Source organism: Flavobacterium niveum, from assembly GCF_055231775.1.
Genome location: NZ_JBUYSX010000001.1, coordinates 225,030 through 245,671, shown reverse-complemented (window position 1 = coordinate 245,671; position 20,642 = coordinate 225,030). Strand labels below are relative to the sequence as shown.

Sequence of the window (20,642 nt, the reverse complement as noted above, 5' to 3'; positions counted from 1 at the left end):
AAGATTGAAAAATTAAAAGATTCGGCGTGTAAAACCTTAGTTTAACGAATCTCTTTCCTGACCTTGGCTGGGAGTTTTTCAAATACAAGTTGGTAGGACGTGGTTATGTGCTTTTCCCATTCTGCTTTGGTAAAATTACTGATGTCATCGGTGTATACCCATTTGTAGTGGGCAAGGTAGGCCGCCGGGGTTATGCCTTTCCGTTCAGTAAGCAGGTCGAAATCCTCCGGGGTTACCTTAAAGGATGCTGTTGGCGGCACCTGGTCGGGCCCGGTAATAAGGAACATCTTATCGCCAACGTTAAAGCACAGGTGGTTTTCCCATTTAATATCAGTGGTAACGCCCGGCAGGCTTTCGCATATCTTTTTGATTTCTTCTATAGTCATGTGGCTAATTTAATAATTCTTTAATTTACCAATGTAGCAATTCCACTCCTGCCTAACAATTGTTACATTGATACATTAAAATATTGCTACATTATAAAATTGCTACATTGAAACAGTATCTTTGCAAAAAATTTCCATTCACAATGTCTGAACTTGTTTACATAGGTTACCACTTCGCCATAGAGCCGAAAGAACCCGCTACCGAAATACTTATTGCCGAACTGGGCGAAACCCCGTTTGAAAGCTTTGAGGAAACCGAAACCGGGCTTAGTGCTTACATCCAGAAACAATACTGGACGGAAGATGTACTGGCCGATGTGCAGATATTACAATCGGACGAGTTTACCATTACCTATACCTTTGAGGAGATAGAGCAGGTAAACTGGAATGAGGAGTGGGAAAAGAATTTCGACCCTATAGAGGTAGACGGGCTGTGCCGCGTACGTGCGCCGTTCCACGAATATAAGGAGGTGCAGTACGACATTGTTATTGAACCGAAAATGAGCTTCGGTACCGGGCACCACGAAACGACCCACATGATGATTCAGCACCTGCTGGAAATGGAGGTTGCCGGGCTGAAAACGCTGGATATGGGCTGCGGTACGGCTATACTTGCCATACTTGCCGAAATGAAGGGCGCCCAACCGATTGATGCTATAGATATAGACAACTGGTGCTACCTGAACTCTATAGAAAATGCAGAACGCAACAACTGTAAACACATAAGCGTATATGAAGGTGATGCCGCATTATTGCCGGGTAGAAAGTACGACCTGCTTATTGCCAATATAAACCGGAACATACTGCTGAACGATATGCAAGTGTATGTAGACTGCCTTAACCCGGGCGGTACATTGCTGCTGAGCGGCTTCTATGAAGAGGACATTCCGGCGATAGACGAAAGCTGTACTGCCAAGGGTTTACAGTTGATAAAAAAGCATAAAAAAAATAACTGGGTAGCGCTAAAATATATAAATTAGCAGTATTAAAGTTTTGAATATGAGCACAAGAGAAAAAGTACTTGAAGAAGTACTCGTTGAAGAAGATGTTGCCAACAGTAGTGAGATTGTATTGTATAATGACAATGTAAATACCTTCGACCACGTAATAGATACCTTAATGCGTGTGTGCGAACACACACCGCACCAGGCCGAACAATGTTCGCTTATAGTACACTATAATGGCAAATGTACCGTAAAAACAGGCGACTTCAGTGAGCTGGTACCACAATGTACCCAACTGCTGGAAGCCGGCCTTAGCGCTGAGATAGTATAACGAAATAATATACAACAAAAACGGATGCCAAATGGCATCCGTTTTTTTCATGCTTTAAGTGGCCGGCACAAAAATTACTTTTTAAATACATAGGTAGTACTACCCGATGTATATACAGCCTCACCACTGCTGTTCCTGTCAGGGTAAGAAGACAGTATGTTGTCGTCTACCAGGGTAAGTGTGTTACCATCTTTTACAAGGGTGATAATCTGGTCGTCACCGTTTTGGTCTTCGTACGCCGCAGAGATAATGGCATCGTTATCGGTACCGCTTTGCACCTGCCATGTACCCGATGCTTCAAACTCGTTTTTACAGCCTACAGAACCGTCGCTCTCGTCAATCAGGATACCGGTGATAACATAGGTAAACGTGTTGTCGCTGTTCAGCCTTATCCTGCCACTGTCATAGCAACTTGATTCTTCCTTCTGGTTTTCGTTTTCGTCGCCATCCTGGTCAAAATCGGTAGCAGCCTCTGTGTTTACTTCTTTCAGGTTATACGTCCCCGCAATACCTACGTCGTTATTATCGTCATCGTTACACGATGTTAGTCCCAGTGCACCTATAGCCAGTGCACCAAAAAGAAATTGCATCTTTTTCATATTGCAAAATTAATTAGTGTTAGTAGCCCAAAACTATACTGCTGAATATTTCAATTTTCTTAAAATGAAACTTTTACAATAAGTTTAACAGCCAAACACCTGTTTATTTTTCTTCATTTTCTTTAAAATCAACATACTTACAAAACCCTGTAAGAAAAATTACTTAATGCCTTTTAACAACCAACTTTAACCAAAACATTAACATCGCATAACACAATATGCATTTTGGGTTGATTTTGATAGTATCAGGTATTGCCCAAACGTTTATTATACCACAACAAAATTTTAACAAGCGGTATTTTAACTATACAATACCTATACAAAGCTGTTTTGTTGTCTGGCAACATACGGTTTAGCAGTTTCAGTAAAAATGTTGAAACAGCCACTATCTTCAAGGATTTCCATTTTTATACATTCCAAAAAAATAAGGTTAAAAAAGTGTATAGTTTCTATATAGGCGCATTTATTACATCGTTTTCGTTGATTATATAATTTTATCCTACAACCTTAAACGAATATTTATGGAACCCAAAACTCTACTCTTTAAAACATTTTCAAAAGTTACAGCAGCCTCTTTGGCACTGTTTGGTTTGCACACCGCAACCGCCCAGACGAATATTACCATAGACGCCAATGCCAACTGGGTAGGCGGTATGCTGTGCTATGAAAACACACCCGAGCAAGCGTATATATGGTACAATGACTGGGGCCTTGCCGATGTAAAAACCGAAAAGAACACTACAGACAATACACTTACCCTTTATCCTAATTATAATACGTACAACGCTACAGACAGTTACTGGGCCAATGGCGATATGGGCAACAAATACCTGGACGGCATCAGTATGATTATAGACGATGCACTGGCAACACAGGAATTTACATTTACAGCTAATGTTACGTCATTCACCCTTGCCTCGGGTTATACGGCCAGGGCGTTTGTAAAAACATTTACCGCCGAATGGGCACCCCTAAATGAAACCTATGTAGCCATTACAGGTACGGGTATTGTAAGCATTCCTTACAATGCCGCACAGTATGCCGGTACCGCACACGTTCAGTACGGTTTTATGATACACGGGCTTAACGCCAATCCTGCCTATATGGAGGAATACGGCAATGTAGTGGTTACCGCAGGTGAGCCGGAAGTACCGCAGGGTACTGAGGTAGCTATAACCACCTCATCGGCACTTATGGGATATGCCAACTGGTTTAACCCTGCCGATAACAGCTATGTAAGTGGAGGCGAATGGGGCTTAAGCGATATGCAAACTGTATTAAACGAAGACGGTACCATAGACCTATACCCTAACTTTAATACCTATGGTAACGGTACCGACCCTTACTGGGCAAACGGCGAAATTGGCGCCAAGATATTTGAAGGCAATACCTACGTACAGGACGACTCACTGCTGGGACAAACGGTAACCTTTAATGGGTACTGCACGAGCAACACCTTTGCAGAAGGGTATACCGCAGTTGCATACGTAAAAGTAATGGACGCAGGCTATACCACGGTTAAATACATAAATGCAGCCCTTACAACAGGCGAAGATTTCAGCCTTACGGTAGCGCCATCTGATTATACTAACGGGGCGCACTTCCAATACGGGTATACCGTTACCGGGCTTAATGCCAACCCTGCACAGGCCGAAGCTATTGGCTTTGCCAAAGTAGGTACCGCAGCGGCCGCAGTAGCTAACAATACTAAAGATGCATTCACCGCCTACCCTAACCCTGCCAACGATGTACTGAACATTAACGGACAGGATATAATTGAAAACCTTACCGTATACAACATGCTGGGACAGGCAGTAATGGCTGCCCAACCGAAAAACACTACGGCAACACTAAACGTAAGCAGCCTTAATGCGGGCATTTACATAGTTAATGCCACTGCCGGAGGCAAAACATCGGCCATACGGTTTATAAAGCAATAAAGTAATTTAATTTTCGTGTTGATAGTAAACCGCAGTGCCCATGGTACTGCGGTTTTTTAGTATATTCGTACATTAATCCTCTCAACTAAAACGTTTGAAAAAGCTATTCTTTTTATCCATCATATTTTGTTTCCTGTCGGTAAGCGCACAGGACCTTCCACCTATTATAAAATACAACCCGGTTAGCTACGCAGCGGGCAACCAAAACTGGATGATAAGCCAGGATGCTAAGGGCTATATGTATTTTGCCAACAACGAAGGGCTGCTGGAATACAACGGATCTGAATGGAGCCTGTACCCTACCCCAAATGAAACCATAATGCGATCTGTAAAGGTGATAGGAAACCGCATTTACTGTGGCTTTTACATGGATTTCGGGTATTGGGTACGCAAAGCCGACGGCAGGCTGGCCTATACGTCTTTGGGCAAAAACATCAGGAATAAGATTATAGACGACGAACAATTCTGGAACATTATACAGTACGACCGCTGGGTGCTGTTCCAATCGCTGATGCAGGTTTTTATTTACGATACCAAAACGGGTAAGTTTAACGTCATAGGTTCTGACACCGGTATGCACCGCGTGTTTACGGTAAACAATACCGTGCTGTACCAAACTTTTGGCTCAGGGTTGTTTCAAATAGAAAATGGTAAAAGCAAGCCACTCAGCAACGACCCTTTCCTTAACGAAAACAAGATTGTAAACATTTACAGCCAGGAAGACGGTTACTTAGTACTTACCCAACACAACGGTTTTTACACTTTTAAAGACGGTAAATTCGTTAAATGGGCCATCCCCGCCGATGCCGATTTGGGTATCGGAACCATCTACAGCAGCAGCAGGCTTTCCGACGGTAGTTTTGCCATAGGCACGGTGAGTAACGGTATTTTTATCCTGACTGCTAATGGCACCGTAAAATACCACATTACACAGAACAAAGGTTTGGGTAACAACACAGCCCTTTCGCTTTATGAGGATAACGACCACAACGTATGGCTGGGGCTTGATAACGGTATTAACTGCATTAACCTGCAATCGCCGGTACGCAGCTATGCAGACGATACTGGTTTCCTTGGCACGGTGTACAGTTCGGTACTTCATAACGGCCTGCTGTATGTAGGCACCAACCAGGGATTGTTTTGCAAACCCTACAATTCGGCAGAGAATTTTAAATTCATCCCCGGCACCAAGGGCCAGGTATGGTCGCTGTATGAATATGACGGCACACTGTTTTGCGGGCACGACTTTGGCACCTACATCATTAATGGTACTACAGCCACAGCGATATTTACAGGGTTGGGAACATGGAAATTTGAACCGCATCCTCACAACAAAAACCTGCTGATACAGGGCAACTATATGGGGCTTTCAGTATTGGAAAAAACAGCTGCCGGCTGGAAATTCCGTAACCGCATTGACAACTTCGGGGTATCGAGCCGATTTTTTGCCATAAGGAAGAACAACGAAATCTACATAAGCCACGAGTACAAAGGGATTTACAGGGTAAGTGTCGATGCCGGGTTTACAAAAGTAAAGGACGTTACCATTTACAAAGAACCTGTTAAAGGCCGAAATGTAAGCCTTGCTACGTTTAACGGTCAGGTGTATTTCGCTTCGAAGGAAGGTATTTTCAGGCTAAATGATAAAACCAAGAAGTTTGAAAAACAGGCACGGCTTTCGGCTATTTTCGGTAATGACGAATATACATCGGGCAAACTGATACCCGACAGCAGCGGAAAGCTGTGGTTTTTTACCAAAAACTACATCAACTACCTGTCATCAGGTACATTGGCAGCCGAACTCAAGCACAACATCATACCCATACCATCGAGTTTAACCAACTCTATGCCGGGGTTTGAAAACATAGCACAGCTATCGCCAAATGTATACCTTATAGGCACTACAGATGGCTACTACACACTGAATATCAATGAAATTTCATTTAAAAAATATGCCGTATCCATTACCGGCATTACTGCAAATGAGCAAAACAAAGCCCCGTTTAACTTATCTGTAAGTGGCAATGGCAAGGTGGATTACAATGCTAACAACCTTACTTTTACCTTTACCGTACCTGAGTACGGCAAGTACATTAATGCCGAATACAGTTACCAGCTTGAAGGCATGCAGGACGAGTGGAGCGAATGGAGCACACGCCCCACGGTAAACTTTAAAAACCTGCCTGCGGGTACTTATACCTTTAGGGTACGCGCAAAGACGGGCGATTCACAATCGGTAAATACGGCAGTGTACAGTATTACGGTACTACGCCCGTGGTATGCCACTAACTTTGCAATTTTTATTTACGTGATACTGGGTATTGTGGCGGCTTACCTTATAAACCGCAGTTACAAGAACTACTACCGCGAACAACAGGAAAAACTGATAGAGGAAAACAACCGCCTGCTGGAAATTAAGGAGCTGGAAACCGAGCAGGAACTGATGCGCCTTAAAAACAACCAGCTGCAACAGGAGTTTGAAAACAAAAACCGTGAGTTGGCCGCCAGCACCATGAACCTCATTAAAAAGAATGAGCTGCTTTCGGCTATAAAGGATGACCTGAAGAAAACCAGTGAGGGCGACCGCAGCCTGAAATCGGTTATAACCACCATCAACAAAAACATAAACGAGGACGATACCTGGGATATGTTTAAGGAAGCCTTCAACAATGCCGATAAGGACTTTTTAAAGAAAATAAAAGCCTCTCACCCGGCACTTACCCCTAATGATTTGCGCCTTTGTGCCTACCTGAGGCTTAACCTTTCCTCTAAGGAAATAGCCCCGCTGCTTAACATTTCGGTACGCAGTGTGGAAATAAAGCGCTATCGTTTGCGTAAAAAAATGGATTTGCAGCACGAACTGGGCCTGGTTGAGTACATATTGTCAATATGACCCAACTCAACATTTTGTAAAATCACCTATACAACACCTATACAAACCCTGTATTTACAAGGTTTTCGTAAATATATTTTAACACTTATCAAAACCGCTAAAAGCCTGTTAACTCTGCGTTAACGGGTTTCTTCGGCACCAACCCATCATTTTTTTATCAATGTTGAATTTTTGTAGAGGTTTATTTTAAGTATCGTCTGCAAAAGGCAGGTAATTTTATCATATCACAAAAAACCCAAATCATATATGAAGTCAAAATTATTCTTGTTTGCCTTCCTGTTATTTACTGCATTCTGTTTTGCACAGGATGTACAAATAAGCGGGCAGGTAACCGAAGCCGCCACAGGACTGCCCATACCGGGAGCCAGTGTAACGGTTAAAAACAGCACCGTAAGTACCGCTACAGACATTGATGGTAATTATACCTTAAAAGTGCCCAAAGGTGCTACAGTTGTATTTAGTTACATAGGTTTTGAAACTGTAGAAAAACCAGCCACAGGCGGTACGGTTTCGGTGAGCCTTAAAGAAACTGCAAAAACACTGGATGAAGTAGTGGTTATAGGCTACGGAACCCAGAAGAAAAAAGAAGTTACCGGGGCCGTAGGCTTTGTAGGTGCCGAAACCATAGACAAAATACGCCCTGTAAAAATAGAGCAGGCGCTACAGGGTACGGTAACGGGGGTAAATGTTACCACCACATCGGGCTCGCCGGGTGCGGGGTTATCCATCCGCATCAGGGGTATCGGTACAAATGGTAATGCCGAGCCTTATGTGCTGATAGACGGCTACGCAGGTGAACTTGGCCTGCTGAACCCGGCCGATATAGAAAGCATCACCGTACTGAAAGATGCACAGGCCGCTATTTACGGTGTTTTGGGTGCCAATGGTGTAGTACTGGTTACTACCAAAAAAGGCCGCAAAAACCAGAAACCAAAAGTTGCGTACAACGTATACAGCGGTTTCCAGGAAACCAGCCGTAAGCTGCCTTTGCTTAACGCAACAGAGTATGCTGCACTACTTAACGAAAGCTACGCAAACGGCGGGCAGCAAATACCCTACCCTAACCTAAGCGGATTAGGACGTGGCACCGACTGGCAAGACCAGGTGTTTAGCAAAGGGGTGCCTATTACTAACCATGACCTTAGCCTTTCGGGTGGTAGCGAAACCATAACCTACTCTTTGGGAGTTTCTAACCTGGACCAGAAAGGTATAGTAGGCGAAGAGAAATCAGGCTTTAAGCGTAACACCGCACGCCTGGCTTTGGGTGTAGACATTACCAAAAAACTGAAACTGAATACAAATATCATCTTCACCCAGTTTGACAGGAAAAACCTGAACGAAAACGTATTGGGTTCGGTATTGTTTAACGCGCTTAACGTACCGGCCACCCTAACACCTTATGACGAAAATGGCGATTATACACTGGTACCCAGCACTACAGGCTTTGGTACAGAGATTATTAACCCGCTGGCGCAGGTGCACAATACCTATAACGCCTATAACTACCGTAAACTGAACGGTACCTTCGGGCTGGATTACCAGCTTATTGACGGGCTTACCGTTACAGGGCGTATCGGTTTTAACAGCGCAAGCAGCAACGGCAGGAGTTTTAGCCCGCAGGTAGATTACGGCGGAAAAATATACGACGTTACCCGTAGCAGCGTTAACCAAAGCGCCGTAACTGATAAGAGCTATACACTGGACGTATTTGCCACTTACGACCGTACTTTTGCCGATACACACCACGTAACGGCTACTGTAGGTACCACACAATACAGGTCGTGGGGCGAAGGCCTTTCGGCAACAGGGTTTGATATTCCTTACAACAGTTGGGAATACGCCAGCATCAACCTGTCTACAGGATTCCTTAACGGGAAAACATCAAGTTCTTATTCGTATGACCAGCGCAGGGTATCGCACTTTGCAAGGCTGCAATACGATTATAAAGGACGTTACCTTGTTTCGGGTATACTACGCCGTGACCTTTCCACTAACTTTTCACCACAATACAAGGTGGCATGGTTCCCGTCGGTTACTGCAGGCTGGGCCATATCTGAAGAACCATTCTTCAATAAAGACGGTATTATAAGCTTTGCCAAACTACGTGCAAGCTATGGTACGCTGGGCAGCGACGGTAACCTGGGCGGTTACATATTCTTTTCCGGCCTTGACGGTGAAGCTACCTATGTGTTTAACAACGTAATGGTAAACGGTACCGCTACAGGTGTTGTACCAAACCCCATAGCCAAATGGGAAGAAGCGAAAAAACTGGACATAGGTGCCGACATTAACCTGTTTAACGACAAAGTAAACTTAGTTCTTGATTATTTTGATGATACAAGAGAGAACCTTCTGGTTCCTAATATACCTACTTCTGCAATAGTGGGTGTGGGCGCACCGGGTGCGGGTTCGCCTACGGTAAACGCCGGTACGGTAAAAAACTCAGGTTTTGAATTTGCCATTGGCTACAAAAATAACCTTAGCCAGGATTTCAGGTTGGAGGCCAACTATAATGTAACATTCATTAAAAATAAAGTTACCCAGGTAAATAACGGTACAGGCTTTTACCCGGGCGGTAGCTTCGGGCTTAGCGAGCAGCCGTCGCGTATGGAAATAGGTATGCCAATGGGTTATTTCTACGGATACAAAATGGAAGGCATTTTCCAGAACCAGGCTGAAATAGATGCTGCACCAAGCCAGGCCGGCTTGCCTACATCTTCTACCTCACCCGGAGATATACGCTTTAAAGATGTAAACGGTGACGGTGTGATTACTACTGATGACAGGACGAATCTGGGCGACCCGATACCAAACGCTACAATGGGCTTTAACCTTACCCTGAACTATAAAGGGTTTGATTTTACGTCTTATGTTTTTGCATCGTTGGGTAACGATATGATACGTGCTTATGAGCGTAATGTACCGAATGCTAACCGCCTTAACTACGTACTGGACCGCTGGACCGGCGAAGGTACCAGCAACAGCGTACCAAGGGTAACCACAGGCGCTACAAATAACACCATATTTTCATCGTACTATGTGGAAGATGCTTCGTACTGCCGTATACAAAACGCGCAGATAGGCTACTCTATAAACCCTGAATGGCTTAATAATGCCATATCTAAAGCACGCATTTACTTTGCTGTAAACAACCTGTACACCTTTACAAAATACAGGGGCTTTGATCCGGGCGCTTCAAGCGGGGCACCTATAGGCAGTGGTATCGACTACGGTTTTTATCCGGTACCGAGAGTGTATATGATAGGCGCCAACATTAATTTTTAATTACAAGCATCATGAAAAGGAAATTTCTTATCGCCATAACGGCTTTAACCATAATAAGTTTCAACAGTTCGTGCGACGATTTTGTTGACACCACCCCACCCTACCAGCTGGATTCTGACAATTATTTCCTTAACGAAAATGATTACCAGAACGCGCTTATAGGTGTATACGATATACTGCAAAGTACGTATGTAAACGTACTCCTTGGCGAAATAGCCTCAGACAACACCCTGTGCGGCGGCGAAAGCGCTACAGACGTACCGGGTTTCCAGCAGGTAGACCAAATGAGCCACACCCCTGTAAACGCCAACATTAAAAACGTTTGGGACTGGATGTTTGCCGGTATAGCCCGTGCCAATTACATCATGGAAAACAAGGACAAAACCGACTTTGAAGGCAAGGAGAAAATCATTGCGCAAACACGTTTCCTGCGTGCGTATTTCCACTTTGAGTTGGTAAAATGGTTTGGTGAAATCCCTATGAAAGGCGACCAACGCTTTTTGGTGGGTGACGAAACCAGCATAGCGCGTTCCAGCACAATAGACGTTTACGCATCTATAGAAGAAGACCTGCTGTACGCCATAGAAAATATGGAAACCGGCCCGCAGGAAGCAGGCCGCATAACCAAAGGCGCTGCACAGGCACTACTGGGCAAGGCATACCTGTACCAGGGTAAATACCAGCAGGCCGCCGACATACTGGAGCAACTGATACAAAGCAATGCCTACACCCTTGTGAGTGATTACGACACTATTTTTGAAAACTCAGGGGAAAACGGTACCGAATCGGTTTTTGAAATACAATATACCGACCAGGAAGGTGCCGGTTTCGGCTGCCTTCAGTGTAGCGAGGGTAACGTAGCCGTGGGTTTTAACGGCCCAAGGAACTTTGTAGGCCCGCTATACGATTCGGGCTACAGCTTTAACATCCCTACCGCAGAATCATACGGTATTTATGAACCGGGCGACAACCGCCGCGATGTGGCCATACTGGATATTGTGGCATTTGCCAATGTAAATCCGGGTACTACATATGGTGAAGGCTACCAGCACACCGGGTATTTCAACAAAAAGTACATACCAAGGCAGGGCGACCAAAACCTGGGCGACAGCAAGCTGACCAACCCTAACAACTACAGGGCTATACGCTATGCCGATGTACTGCTTATGGCGGCCGAAGCCTTTAACCAAGTAGGCAACGACAACAAAGCCCGTACGTATGTAAACATGGTAAGGGCACGTGCCTTTGGCGACAGCAACCATAACTTCAGCGCTTCGGGGGCTGCACTGGCCGACCTTATCTTTGAAGAGCGCCGCAGGGAACTTATGGGCGAAGGACACCGTTTCTTCGACCTGGTACGTACCGGCCGCGGCAGTATGATACCGAATTTTACCCCGGGTAAAAACGAGATATTCCCTATACCGTATGAGGAAATCCAATTCAGCAACAACAACTGGCAGCAAAACCCAGGCTATAACTAACAGTTAACCATTATGAAACACTTTAAATACATCATTATACTGTTTGCAGTCCTGTTGTTTGGCTGTGAAGAAGAAGGCGATATAGGCTTTGTGGAAAACGCCGAAGCGCCAAAGAACATTACTGCGCTGTTTACCATTTCGCAGGACAATACGGGTAATGTAACCATTGCCCCGCACGGCGAAGGCGTTACCGCATTTGAAGTATACTATGGCGATGGCACTGCCGAACCCGGCACGCTGTCGGCAGGTGAAAAGATAAACCATATTTACCCCGATGGTACCTTTACGGTTAAGATAGTGGGCATTGGTATCAATGGCAAAACCACTTCGGTAGAGTTGCCGTTAACGGTATCGTTCGTTGCACCGGAAAACCTTGAGGTTACCATAATTAACGTAGTGGGCAGCCCTATGGTTATAAACGTTATTGCAGAGGCCGACCTGGAAACGTACTTTGAGGTAACCTTTGGCGAAGACCCTGCTGCCGAACCCATAACGTTTAATGAAGGCGATACCGTAGCGTATACGTATACCAATATTGGTACATACACGGTTACCGTAACAGCTTTTAGCGGTGGTAGTGAAACCACTTCATACACCCAGGAAGTAACGATAAGCAACCCGCTACTGTTGCCCATAGACTTTGAAAACAGTACGCTTAACTATGTCTTTACCACATGGAGCGGCGCTGCTGCAAGCGTAGTGGATAACCCTGATGCTACCGGCATAAACACCAGCAGCAAAGTAGGCCAACTGATACCTGCCGCAGGACAAACCTGGACAGGCGGCTTCCTTACCCTGGACAACCCTCTGGATATGACCAACCATTTCTTTAAGATAAAAGTATGGTCGCCACAGGCAGGTGTCCCGGTATTGCTTAAGCTGGAAAACCTTTCCGATGGTGCTGTAAGTGCCGAGCATACCCTGTACACCAGCGTAGCAAACCAGTGGGAAGAGCTTATTTATGACTTCTCAGGGGCTACGGCCAGCTACTCTAAAGTGGTACTGTTCTTTAACGCGGGTAATCCTGGTACGGGCGATGCTTATTACTTCGACGATATAGAACAATCGGCTTCAGGTGTAGAGATAGGCTTCCCGCTTACCTTTGAGCAAAACCCTAACCTTACCTGGAACAACTTTGGCGGTGCACTGGGCACACAGGTAGCCAATCCTGACCAAAGCGGCATCAATACCAGCATGCAGGTTGGCAGGTTCCTTAAAACACCCGGTTCGCAAACATGGGCAGGTATTGCCATACCGTTTGATGATGTAATCGACTTTTCGGTAATGAAAAAAGTAAAAATGAAAGTGTGGTCGCCACAGGCAGGCATTACCGTGCTGATGAAGTTTGAAAACATGAACCCGCACGTGCAGGCCGACGATATTGAAAAGACCACTACCACTACTGTAGCCAACCAGTGGGAAGAAATAACGTTTGACTTTACCGGTATAGACAACTCCAAAAACTACCAGCAGATAGTGTTGTTCTTCAACTTCAACGTGGCCGGTACGGGTGAATCTTACTATTTTGATGATCTAAAACAATCAAACTAAAATACTATGAAAAAGGCTTTAAATATATTTACACCGTTCCTGTTGCTGCTGCTTTTTGCAGTGGCCTGCCAGGACGACGACCATAGCTTTGGCGACCTTACCGCACCGGCCAACCTGGAACTGGGCTACACCATTGTAGGCCAAAGCGCAGAAAACCCTAACGGCGACGGCAGCGGTAACGTAGACCTTACCGCCCATGCCGATGGTGCTATAACCTATAAATTTATTTACCCTGACGGAACTTTCGACAGTAACGGGAAAGGTGAAATAACCAAGCGCTTTACAGAATCGGGTATACACTCGTATGAGGTTACGGTAATTGCTTATGGCAAAGGCGGTACCTCAACCACGGGTTCTATAACCGTTACCGACCTGCTAAGCACCTTTGACGACCCTATAACCGTACAGAAGCTTACCGGCGGCGATACCAAAATATGGTATTGGGCAGCATCGGAAGCAGGGCACCTTGGCGTAGGCCCTAATACGGTAGACGGTAACAACTACTGGGCATCGTGGTATATGGCACAGCCTTTTGAAAAAGCGGCTTCGCCTTCAAGCAGCTGCCTGTACAACAACAAGCTTACCTTTACCAAAGACGGCAACCTGATACGCTTTAGCCTTGATAATGGAGGTTCAACCTTCTTTAATGCGGGTTACGTGGGCGTTGCCGGAGGTACCCAAACCGAAGACACCTGCCTTGCTTTTGATACATCAGGGCAAAAGACCGTATCGCTTGAGCCGCGTAACTCAGTAGTGCCAAACGAGTATACTACAGGTACACAGATGAAATTCAGTGATAACGGCTTTATGGGCTATTACATTGGCACAAACATTTACGAAATCCTTGAAATAACTGATAACCGTATGGTGGTACGTGCAGTACAGGCTAACAATACCGGATTGGCCTGGTACCATATCTTCACTACGCAAGACCCTTACGGCACCCCGGACCCGGTGTACAACACCCTTATGTGGGCCGATGAGTTTGACTACGAAGGCGCACCGGACAATACTAAGTGGAATATGGAAACCGGTAACGGAACCAACGGCTGGGGTAATAACGAGCTGGAATATTATCGTGCCGAAAATGCTACTGTAAACGGTGGTACCCTTAAAATTACAGCGAAAAAAGAAACGTTCAATAACTTCCAGTATACTTCGGCGCGTATGCATACGCATAACAAATACGACTTTAAGTACGGACGTGTGGTTATTAAGGCAAAACTGCCTACCGGTGGCGGCACCTGGCCTGCACTGTGGATGCTGGGTAGTAACTTTGAAACTACCGAATGGCCTGCCTGTGGCGAAATAGATATTATGGAGCATGTGGGCAACAGCCAGAACGTAATACACAGTACGCTGCACTATCCGGGCAATTCGGGCGGTAATGCCAATACCTCGCAGGTTACCGTACCAGGGGTATCGGAAGGCTTTAAGATTTATGAGTTTATATGGAGTGCCGATATTATGAAATTCTACGTAAGGGATACCGAAACATCTGACCCTGTGCTTGTGAAGCAGTTTGCAAACTCTACCGTAAACCACCCGTACTTTAACTGGAACTTCTTCCTGATATTTAACGTAGCTATAGGTGGAAACATGGGTGGAAACGTAGACCCTGCCTTCACCCAGAGCGCCATGGAGGTAGACTACGTACGCGTATACCAATAAGATTTTCCAAAAACATCATTCTTGAAATACCTGTCCGAAGGCGGGGACTGTTTCAAAAGGTAGTGCATACTGCTTTGTTCCATTTCGACCGAAGCGCAGCGGAGTGGAGAAATCTCTAATTATAATCGGGATTTCTCCCTGCCGGTCGAAATGGAACACTGAAACAGTCTTTATATCCATTTGGGAACAACACACAATACCATGAAATATAAATTTAGCAGTTACGTTTTTGCAGCTCCGCTTGCCCTGGCTTTAGGCTGTGGCGGCAGCAAACAACCTGCCGCACAGCAGCCACCGGTGGTTACAGCCGAAAAAAGCAGTATAGACCGCAAGGTAGACTCGGTGCTGGCACTGATGACCCTGGAAGAAAAAGTGGGCCAGATGAACCAGTACAATGGCTTTTGGGAAGTAACCGGCCCTGCCCCGCAGGATGGCGCTGCCGCCCTTAAATACGAACACCTGAAAAAAGGCTGGGTAGGCTCTATGCTTAACGTAAGGGGCGTAAAGGACGTGCGTGCATTGCAAAAAATTGCCGTAGAAGAAACTCGCCTGCACATACCCGTTATCTTTGGGTTTGATGTAATACACGGGTACAAAACGGTAAGCCCTATCCCATTGGCGGAGGCCGCAAGCTGGGACCTGGATGCCATACAGCACTCAGCCGAAATAGCCGCTGCCGAAGCTGCCGCAAGTGGCCTTAACTGGACGTTTGCACCTATGGTAGATGTAAGCCGCGATGCCCGCTGGGGCCGTGTTATGGAGGGCGCAGGCGAAGACCCGTACCTTAACAGCCGCATAGCCGAAGCACGCGTTAAAGGTTTTCAGGGTAATCTGGGCGAACTGAGCCTTGCCGCCTGTGTAAAGCACTTTGCAGGCTATGCCTTTGCCGAAGCAGGCCGTGATTATAACACCGTAGACATAAGCGATAATACATTGCACAACATCATCTTGCCGCCGTTTAAGGCTGCTGCCGATGCCGGTGCGCTTACCTTCATGAACTCGTTTAACGAGCTTGAAGGCGTGCCTTCTACAGGCAACAGTTACCTGCAACGCGATTTGCTGAAAGGCGAATGGGGTTTTAAAGGCTTTGTAGTGTCAGACTGGGGTTCTATGGGTGAAATGATTCCGCACGGGTATGCCAAAGACCTGAAAGAGGCCGCCATGAAAGCCGCCAATGCAGGCAGCGATATGGATATGGAATCGTACGGGTATGTAGCCCACCTGGCCGCACTGGTACGCGAAGGCAAGGTAAGCCAGGATAAAATAGATGATGCTGCACGCCGTATATTACGTGTAAAATTTATGTTGGGATTGTTTGATGACCCTTATAAATACTGCAACGAAACCCGCGAAAAGGAAACCATCGGCAAAAAGGAATTTCACGAAGGTGTGCTGGATATGGCACGCAAATCTATCGTACTGCTGAAAAATGAAAAGAACCTGCTGCCTTTGGCAAAACAGGGTAAAAAAATAGCGCTTATAGGGGCTTTGGCAAATGACAAAACAAGTCCGTTGGGCAGTTGGCGTATCGGTGCCGATGATGGTACCGCTGTTTCGGTATTGGAAGGGATGCAGCAATATAAAGGCAACCAACTGGTGTATGCCAAAGGTACCGATGTAGCACTGGGCAGACCGGTTTTCGTAAGCGAAACACACATTAACACAACAGATAAAAGCGGTTTTGCCGAGGCTGTAAAAGCCGCAAAAGCTGCTGATGTGGTAGTAATGGTACTGGGTGAACACGGACTGCAAACCGGTGAGGGCCGCAGCCGCAGTGACCTGGGTTTACCGGGTGTACAGCAGGAACTGTTGGAAACCGTATTTAAAGCCAACCCGAATATTGTTTTGGTACTGAACAACGGCAGGCCACTGGCACTACCGTGGGCAGCGGAAAACATTCCCGCAATTGTAGAGGCTTGGCACCTGGGTACTGAAGCGGGTAATGCCGTAGCGCAGGTATTGTATGGCGACTATAACCCAAGCGGTAAATTGCCCATGAGTTTTCCGAGGAATGTGGGACAGGTACCTATTTACTACAACCACAAAACCACCGGAAGGCCCGGCAACGGCCAGCCTACCGAAAGTGTTTTCTGGTCGCATTATACCGATGTGGCAAACAGCCCGCTGTATCCGTTTGGGTATGGGCTAAGCTATACCACGTTTAGCTACGGCAACCTGAAACTGAGCAGCAATTCATTTGGCAAAAGCGGAAAAATCATGGTATCGGTTGACGTAACAAATACCGGAAAAACAGAGGGCAAGGAAGTAGTACAGCTGTACCTTCACGACCGTGTGGCTTCGGTAACGCGCCCCGTAAGGGAACTGAAAGGCTTCGAAACCATCGGCCTGAAACCGGGTGAAACCAAAACCGTTAGCTTTACCATTGATGAAAAACTGGTTAGCTTTTATACTGCAAATAAAAAGTTTGAGGCAGAACCGGGCGATTTCTTTGTGTTTTTAGGCGGCGATTCTAACGCTGCGCTTAATGCATCATTCAGCTATACCGAATAAATTTATACCATTATGAAAATACTATCTACTACCCTGCTGTTGTGCGCTACTGTAGCGGCTTTGGCACAACCTAAAAAAGGCAAGCTTGTATGGGAAGAAAACTTTGAAGGCACTGTCCTCAACGAAAAAGTGTGGAACTTTGAGTTGGGCAATAACGGCTGGGGTAATAACGAACGCCAGGATTACACAAAGGATAACCACCGCGTAGAAGGCGGCTTTCTTACCATAACAGCAAAAAAAGATGGCGAACACTACACCAGTACCCGTATAACCACTGCTACTAAAAAGGAGTTTAAATATGGGTATGTGGAAGCCCGTGCCAAGCTACCCAAAGGTTACGGCATTTGGCCTGCATTCTGGATGCTGGGTGGCAACATTAAGCAGGCAGGATGGCCGCTTGCCGGTGAAATAGACATTATGGAATACATAGGCCGCGAACCGCATACTATATATACTACCCTGCATACCAAGGCTACGCATGGCGAACATGCCAGTAGCAAAAAGACCGATATGGGCAATATAGAGGAAGGTTTCCACACGTATGGAGTAAACTGGACTAAGGATGCCATGACGTTTTATGTAGACGGTAAAGAGGTGTACAAATATGCACCCGAAAAAAAAACCGTAGAGAACTGGCCGTTTGACCAGCCATTTTATATATTGATAAATATGGCAGTGGGCGGCAATTTCGGTGGCCCGAAAGTAGACGACAGCATTTTTCCGCAGGAGTATGTTATAGACTACGTAAGGGTATACAACAACGGATAAATGAAGCGTTTTTTATAGTTTTTAAGTTAGTAGGCCGTGCAGTTTTGTACGGCTTTTTTTATTTATGGCAAATTAATTCTGTTGTGCCTTAAACAGTCCAAGTAAAAAATTAGGGTCTACCATACCTGTTTCCGAAGCTTCCATAGCATCCAGTACGCTTTGTGTTGCAAACGGGCTAAGTCCCATAGTAATACCTATTTCGTGTATGGCTACCTGCTCTGCATCGTGCAGTATACCGTCGGCGTGCATTAGTAGCGCCAGCCTGTAAAAATGCAGTATGCGTTCGTGTTCATCTTTTATGGTAAGGTGTTCGGCCGGTTTGCTGAACAGGCTTTCAAATACATCGGTTTCTACATCGAGGTGCTTTGCAATGATGGTCAGGAAGCGGTATTCGCGCTCGTTTACATGCCCGTCTATACGTGCAAAAGCTATCATATCTGACAATAGGCTGAGTTTCTCGTTGTAGGTGCTCATAAAAAAGGATTTCTGCGAAAATATCTTTTTCGTGTTAAAAATCCAAACCTGCATCGAGGTTGTTAATAATTTGTGGTAAATCATCGGGGGTAAAAACCTTATCAGGCTCTACAATACCCAGTGCATGTTGTGGCATAAAAGGTATATCAGCCGTGGCAGGATCCTGTATACCCACGCTTCCCCCTGCTGCTTTAACGGCCTTCAGCCCATCGGTACCGTCGGCATTGGCACCCGAAAGCAATAATGCGGTAATACCGCTTCCATACGCATCGGCAGCCGACTGGAATACCACATCAATACTCGGCCTGCTGTAGTGGACTTTTTCTGAAACATCAAGGCTGAGTTCGCCATTCTTTTCAAAAAGCAGGTGATAATCTGCCGGGGCTACGTATATACGGCCTCGTTGCAGCAATGTTTTATCTTCAATATCCTCAACAGTGGTGCTGGTTTTAAGGGCTATGAGTTCTTCCAGCAGGCTGTCTTCGGTATTTGCCCTGTGCAGCACTATCACCATAGAAAGATGGTTTAGCGGCTGTAGCTGTGGCAGGGCTTTTATCAATACTTCCAGGCTGCCGGCAGAACCGCCGATAAGCAACAGGCGTTTTACGGTCAGCGAATCTTTTTCCATATTTTTTCTTTCCTCAGCTGTTCGTATTGTTTTTGTATGCCCGAAAACTTAATGGTTTCCTTTGTACCTAATATCATATAGCCCAAAGTAGCCAGGCTGTCGTCAAACAGGTGCAGGGCGCGGTCCTGAAGGTCTTTATCAAAATAAATAAGTACGTTTCGGCACAGGATAACGTCAAACTCGTTAAACGAGCGGTCTGACACCAGGTTGTGCTGCGAAAACACCATTTTTTCTGAAAGCTCAGAACTGAATTTGGCAATGCCGTAATTGGCAATATAGTAATTTGAAAAGTCTTCCCTGCCCCCTGCCGCTACGTAGTTTTCGCTGTACATCTTCATCATACGCAACGGGAACACGCCGCTTTTGGCAGTATCAAGTACATTGGTATTAATATCGGTAGCGTAAATAAGGCTTTTGTGCAAAAGGTTGGCTTCCTTAAGGAGGATGGCCATAGAGTATACCTCCTCTCCGGTAGAGCAGCCCGCATGCCATATACGGATGAAGGGCTTGGTAGCCAAAACGGGGATTATCTCGTTTCGCAATACGGCATAAAACGCCGGGTCGCGAAACATTTCGGTAACGTTTACGGTGATTTCCTCTACCATACGGCTGAAGTAAGCCTCGTCTACCCTGACGCGTGACAGGAACTCGGCAAAACTGGAAAAGCCGTCAATTTGGTACAGCCTGTCCACCCGGCGCTTAAAGGAAGCCCGGGAATAGCCCGAAAAATCGTAGCCGTAGTATTCAAAAATATCGTTTATAAGGAGTTGCAGTTCCCTATCCTCTATCATACACTTTAAAATTACAGTGCGGCAAGCTGCTGCATCAGTTTATCTACATCTATAGGCTTAGACACATAGCCGTCGGCGCCTGCCCTAAGGCATTTTTCGCGGTCGCCCACCATAGCCTGTGCGGTAACGGCAATAACGGGAATCCCCTGCCTGTTTTCCAGCCCTTTTATAACCGGTATGGCCTGGTAACCGTCCATGCCGGGCATCATCATATCTATAAGCACCACATCAGTGGGTATATCGCCTTCCAGCAGTTCTATGGCCTCTGCCGCGCCCTGTGCCGAAATACAGCGGTAACCCCTGGATTTCAGTACGGCATTCAGTGCAAAAATATTGCGGGCATCATCGTCAATGATCAGTACGGTTTTGTTCTTTGCGTCCATTCTTTT

Annotated in this window: 16 protein-coding genes; 10 read left to right on the top strand and 6 right to left on the bottom strand. The window is 45.9% G+C overall.

Annotation, left to right across the window (positions count from 1 at the left end):
• Nucleotides 1-41: 41 nt before the first annotated feature.
• On the bottom strand, nt 42-386 hold the full coding sequence (locus ACZIX4_RS00985) for an MmcQ/YjbR family DNA-binding protein (protein WP_463333745.1): 345 nt from the start codon (nt 384-386) through the stop codon (nt 42-44).
• Between the two features lie 143 nt (nt 387-529).
• Between ACZIX4_RS00985 and prmA the strand changes: the two genes are divergently transcribed.
• Both prmA and ACZIX4_RS00975 read left to right on the top strand, forming a co-directional pair.
• Nucleotides 530-1,366, top strand: coding sequence for a 50S ribosomal protein L11 methyltransferase (gene prmA / locus ACZIX4_RS00980; protein WP_463333744.1), 837 nt, complete (start codon nt 530-532; stop codon nt 1,364-1,366).
• Nucleotides 1,367-1,385: 19 nt separating this feature from the next.
• Nucleotides 1,386-1,661, top strand: coding sequence for an ATP-dependent Clp protease adaptor ClpS (locus tag ACZIX4_RS00975; RefSeq protein WP_463333743.1), 276 nt, complete (start codon nt 1,386-1,388; stop codon nt 1,659-1,661).
• A gap of 74 nt (nt 1,662-1,735) precedes the next feature.
• Here the strand turns inward: ACZIX4_RS00975 and ACZIX4_RS00970 are convergent, their stop codons facing one another.
• On the bottom strand, nt 1,736-2,260 hold the full coding sequence (locus tag ACZIX4_RS00970; protein WP_463333742.1) for a hypothetical protein: 525 nt from the start codon (nt 2,258-2,260) through the stop codon (nt 1,736-1,738).
• A 521-nt stretch (nt 2,261-2,781) separates the two neighbouring features.
• On the opposite strand from ACZIX4_RS00970, the gene ACZIX4_RS00965 reads away from it, so the two are divergent.
• The 8 genes from ACZIX4_RS00965 (at nt 2,782) to ACZIX4_RS00930 (ending at nt 18,360) form a co-directional block, all read left to right on the top strand.
• Nucleotides 2,782-4,200 carry a T9SS type A sorting domain-containing protein gene (locus ACZIX4_RS00965; protein WP_463333741.1) on the top strand — a complete coding sequence of 473 codons (1,419 nt, stop codon included), beginning with the start codon at nt 2,782-2,784 and terminating at the stop codon, nt 4,198-4,200.
• A 94-nt stretch (nt 4,201-4,294) separates the two neighbouring features.
• Nucleotides 4,295-7,093, top strand: coding sequence for a triple tyrosine motif-containing protein (locus tag ACZIX4_RS00960; protein WP_463333740.1), 2,799 nt, complete (start codon nt 4,295-4,297; stop codon nt 7,091-7,093).
• Between the two features lie 246 nt (nt 7,094-7,339).
• On the top strand, nt 7,340-10,378 hold the full coding sequence (locus ACZIX4_RS00955; RefSeq protein WP_463333739.1) for a SusC/RagA family TonB-linked outer membrane protein: 3,039 nt from the start codon (nt 7,340-7,342) through the stop codon (nt 10,376-10,378).
• Nucleotides 10,379-10,389: 11 nt separating this feature from the next.
• Complete coding sequence (locus tag ACZIX4_RS00950) at nt 10,390-11,859, top strand: RagB/SusD family nutrient uptake outer membrane protein (RefSeq protein WP_463333738.1); 1,470 nt, start codon at nt 10,390-10,392, stop codon at nt 11,857-11,859.
• A 12-nt stretch (nt 11,860-11,871) separates the two neighbouring features.
• Nucleotides 11,872-13,410 carry a hypothetical protein gene (locus ACZIX4_RS00945; RefSeq protein WP_463333737.1) on the top strand — a complete coding sequence of 513 codons (1,539 nt, stop codon included), beginning with the start codon at nt 11,872-11,874 and terminating at the stop codon, nt 13,408-13,410.
• 6 nt (nt 13,411-13,416) lie between these two features.
• Nucleotides 13,417-15,081 (top strand): glycoside hydrolase family 16 protein, encoded by a 1,665-nt coding sequence (locus ACZIX4_RS00940; RefSeq protein ID WP_463333736.1) that lies wholly within the window; start codon nt 13,417-13,419, stop codon nt 15,079-15,081.
• A gap of 201 nt (nt 15,082-15,282) precedes the next feature.
• Nucleotides 15,283-17,592, top strand: coding sequence for a beta-glucosidase BglX (gene bglX / locus ACZIX4_RS00935; RefSeq protein ID WP_463333735.1), 2,310 nt, complete (start codon nt 15,283-15,285; stop codon nt 17,590-17,592).
• A 12-nt stretch (nt 17,593-17,604) separates the two neighbouring features.
• The gene (locus ACZIX4_RS00930) at nt 17,605-18,360 is read left to right on the top strand and encodes a glycoside hydrolase family 16 protein (RefSeq protein ID WP_463333734.1); all 756 of its coding nucleotides are present in this window, start codon (nt 17,605-17,607) and stop codon (nt 18,358-18,360) included.
• Between the two features lie 72 nt (nt 18,361-18,432).
• On the opposite strand, the gene ACZIX4_RS00925 is transcribed toward ACZIX4_RS00930, so the two are convergent.
• Genes ACZIX4_RS00925 through ACZIX4_RS00910 form a run of 4 tightly spaced genes read right to left on the bottom strand, consistent with a single transcriptional unit; the run spans nt 18,433 to nt 20,636 of the window.
• Nucleotides 18,433-18,834 (bottom strand): excinuclease ABC subunit B, encoded by a 402-nt coding sequence (locus ACZIX4_RS00925; protein WP_463333733.1) that lies wholly within the window; start codon nt 18,832-18,834, stop codon nt 18,433-18,435.
• Nucleotides 18,835-18,868: 34 nt separating this feature from the next.
• Nucleotides 18,869-19,462 (bottom strand): chemotaxis protein CheB, encoded by a 594-nt coding sequence (locus ACZIX4_RS00920; protein ID WP_463333732.1) that lies wholly within the window; start codon nt 19,460-19,462, stop codon nt 18,869-18,871.
• A complete protein-coding gene (locus tag ACZIX4_RS00915) occupies nt 19,444-20,253 on the bottom strand; it encodes a CheR family methyltransferase (RefSeq protein WP_463333731.1) in 810 nt (269 codons plus the stop codon). The genes ACZIX4_RS00920 and ACZIX4_RS00915 overlap by 19 nt, the downstream gene beginning before the upstream one ends.
• Before the next feature lie 11 nt (nt 20,254-20,264).
• Nucleotides 20,265-20,636 (bottom strand): response regulator, encoded by a 372-nt coding sequence (locus ACZIX4_RS00910; protein WP_463333730.1) that lies wholly within the window; start codon nt 20,634-20,636, stop codon nt 20,265-20,267.
• Nucleotides 20,637-20,642: the final 6 nt, after the last annotated feature.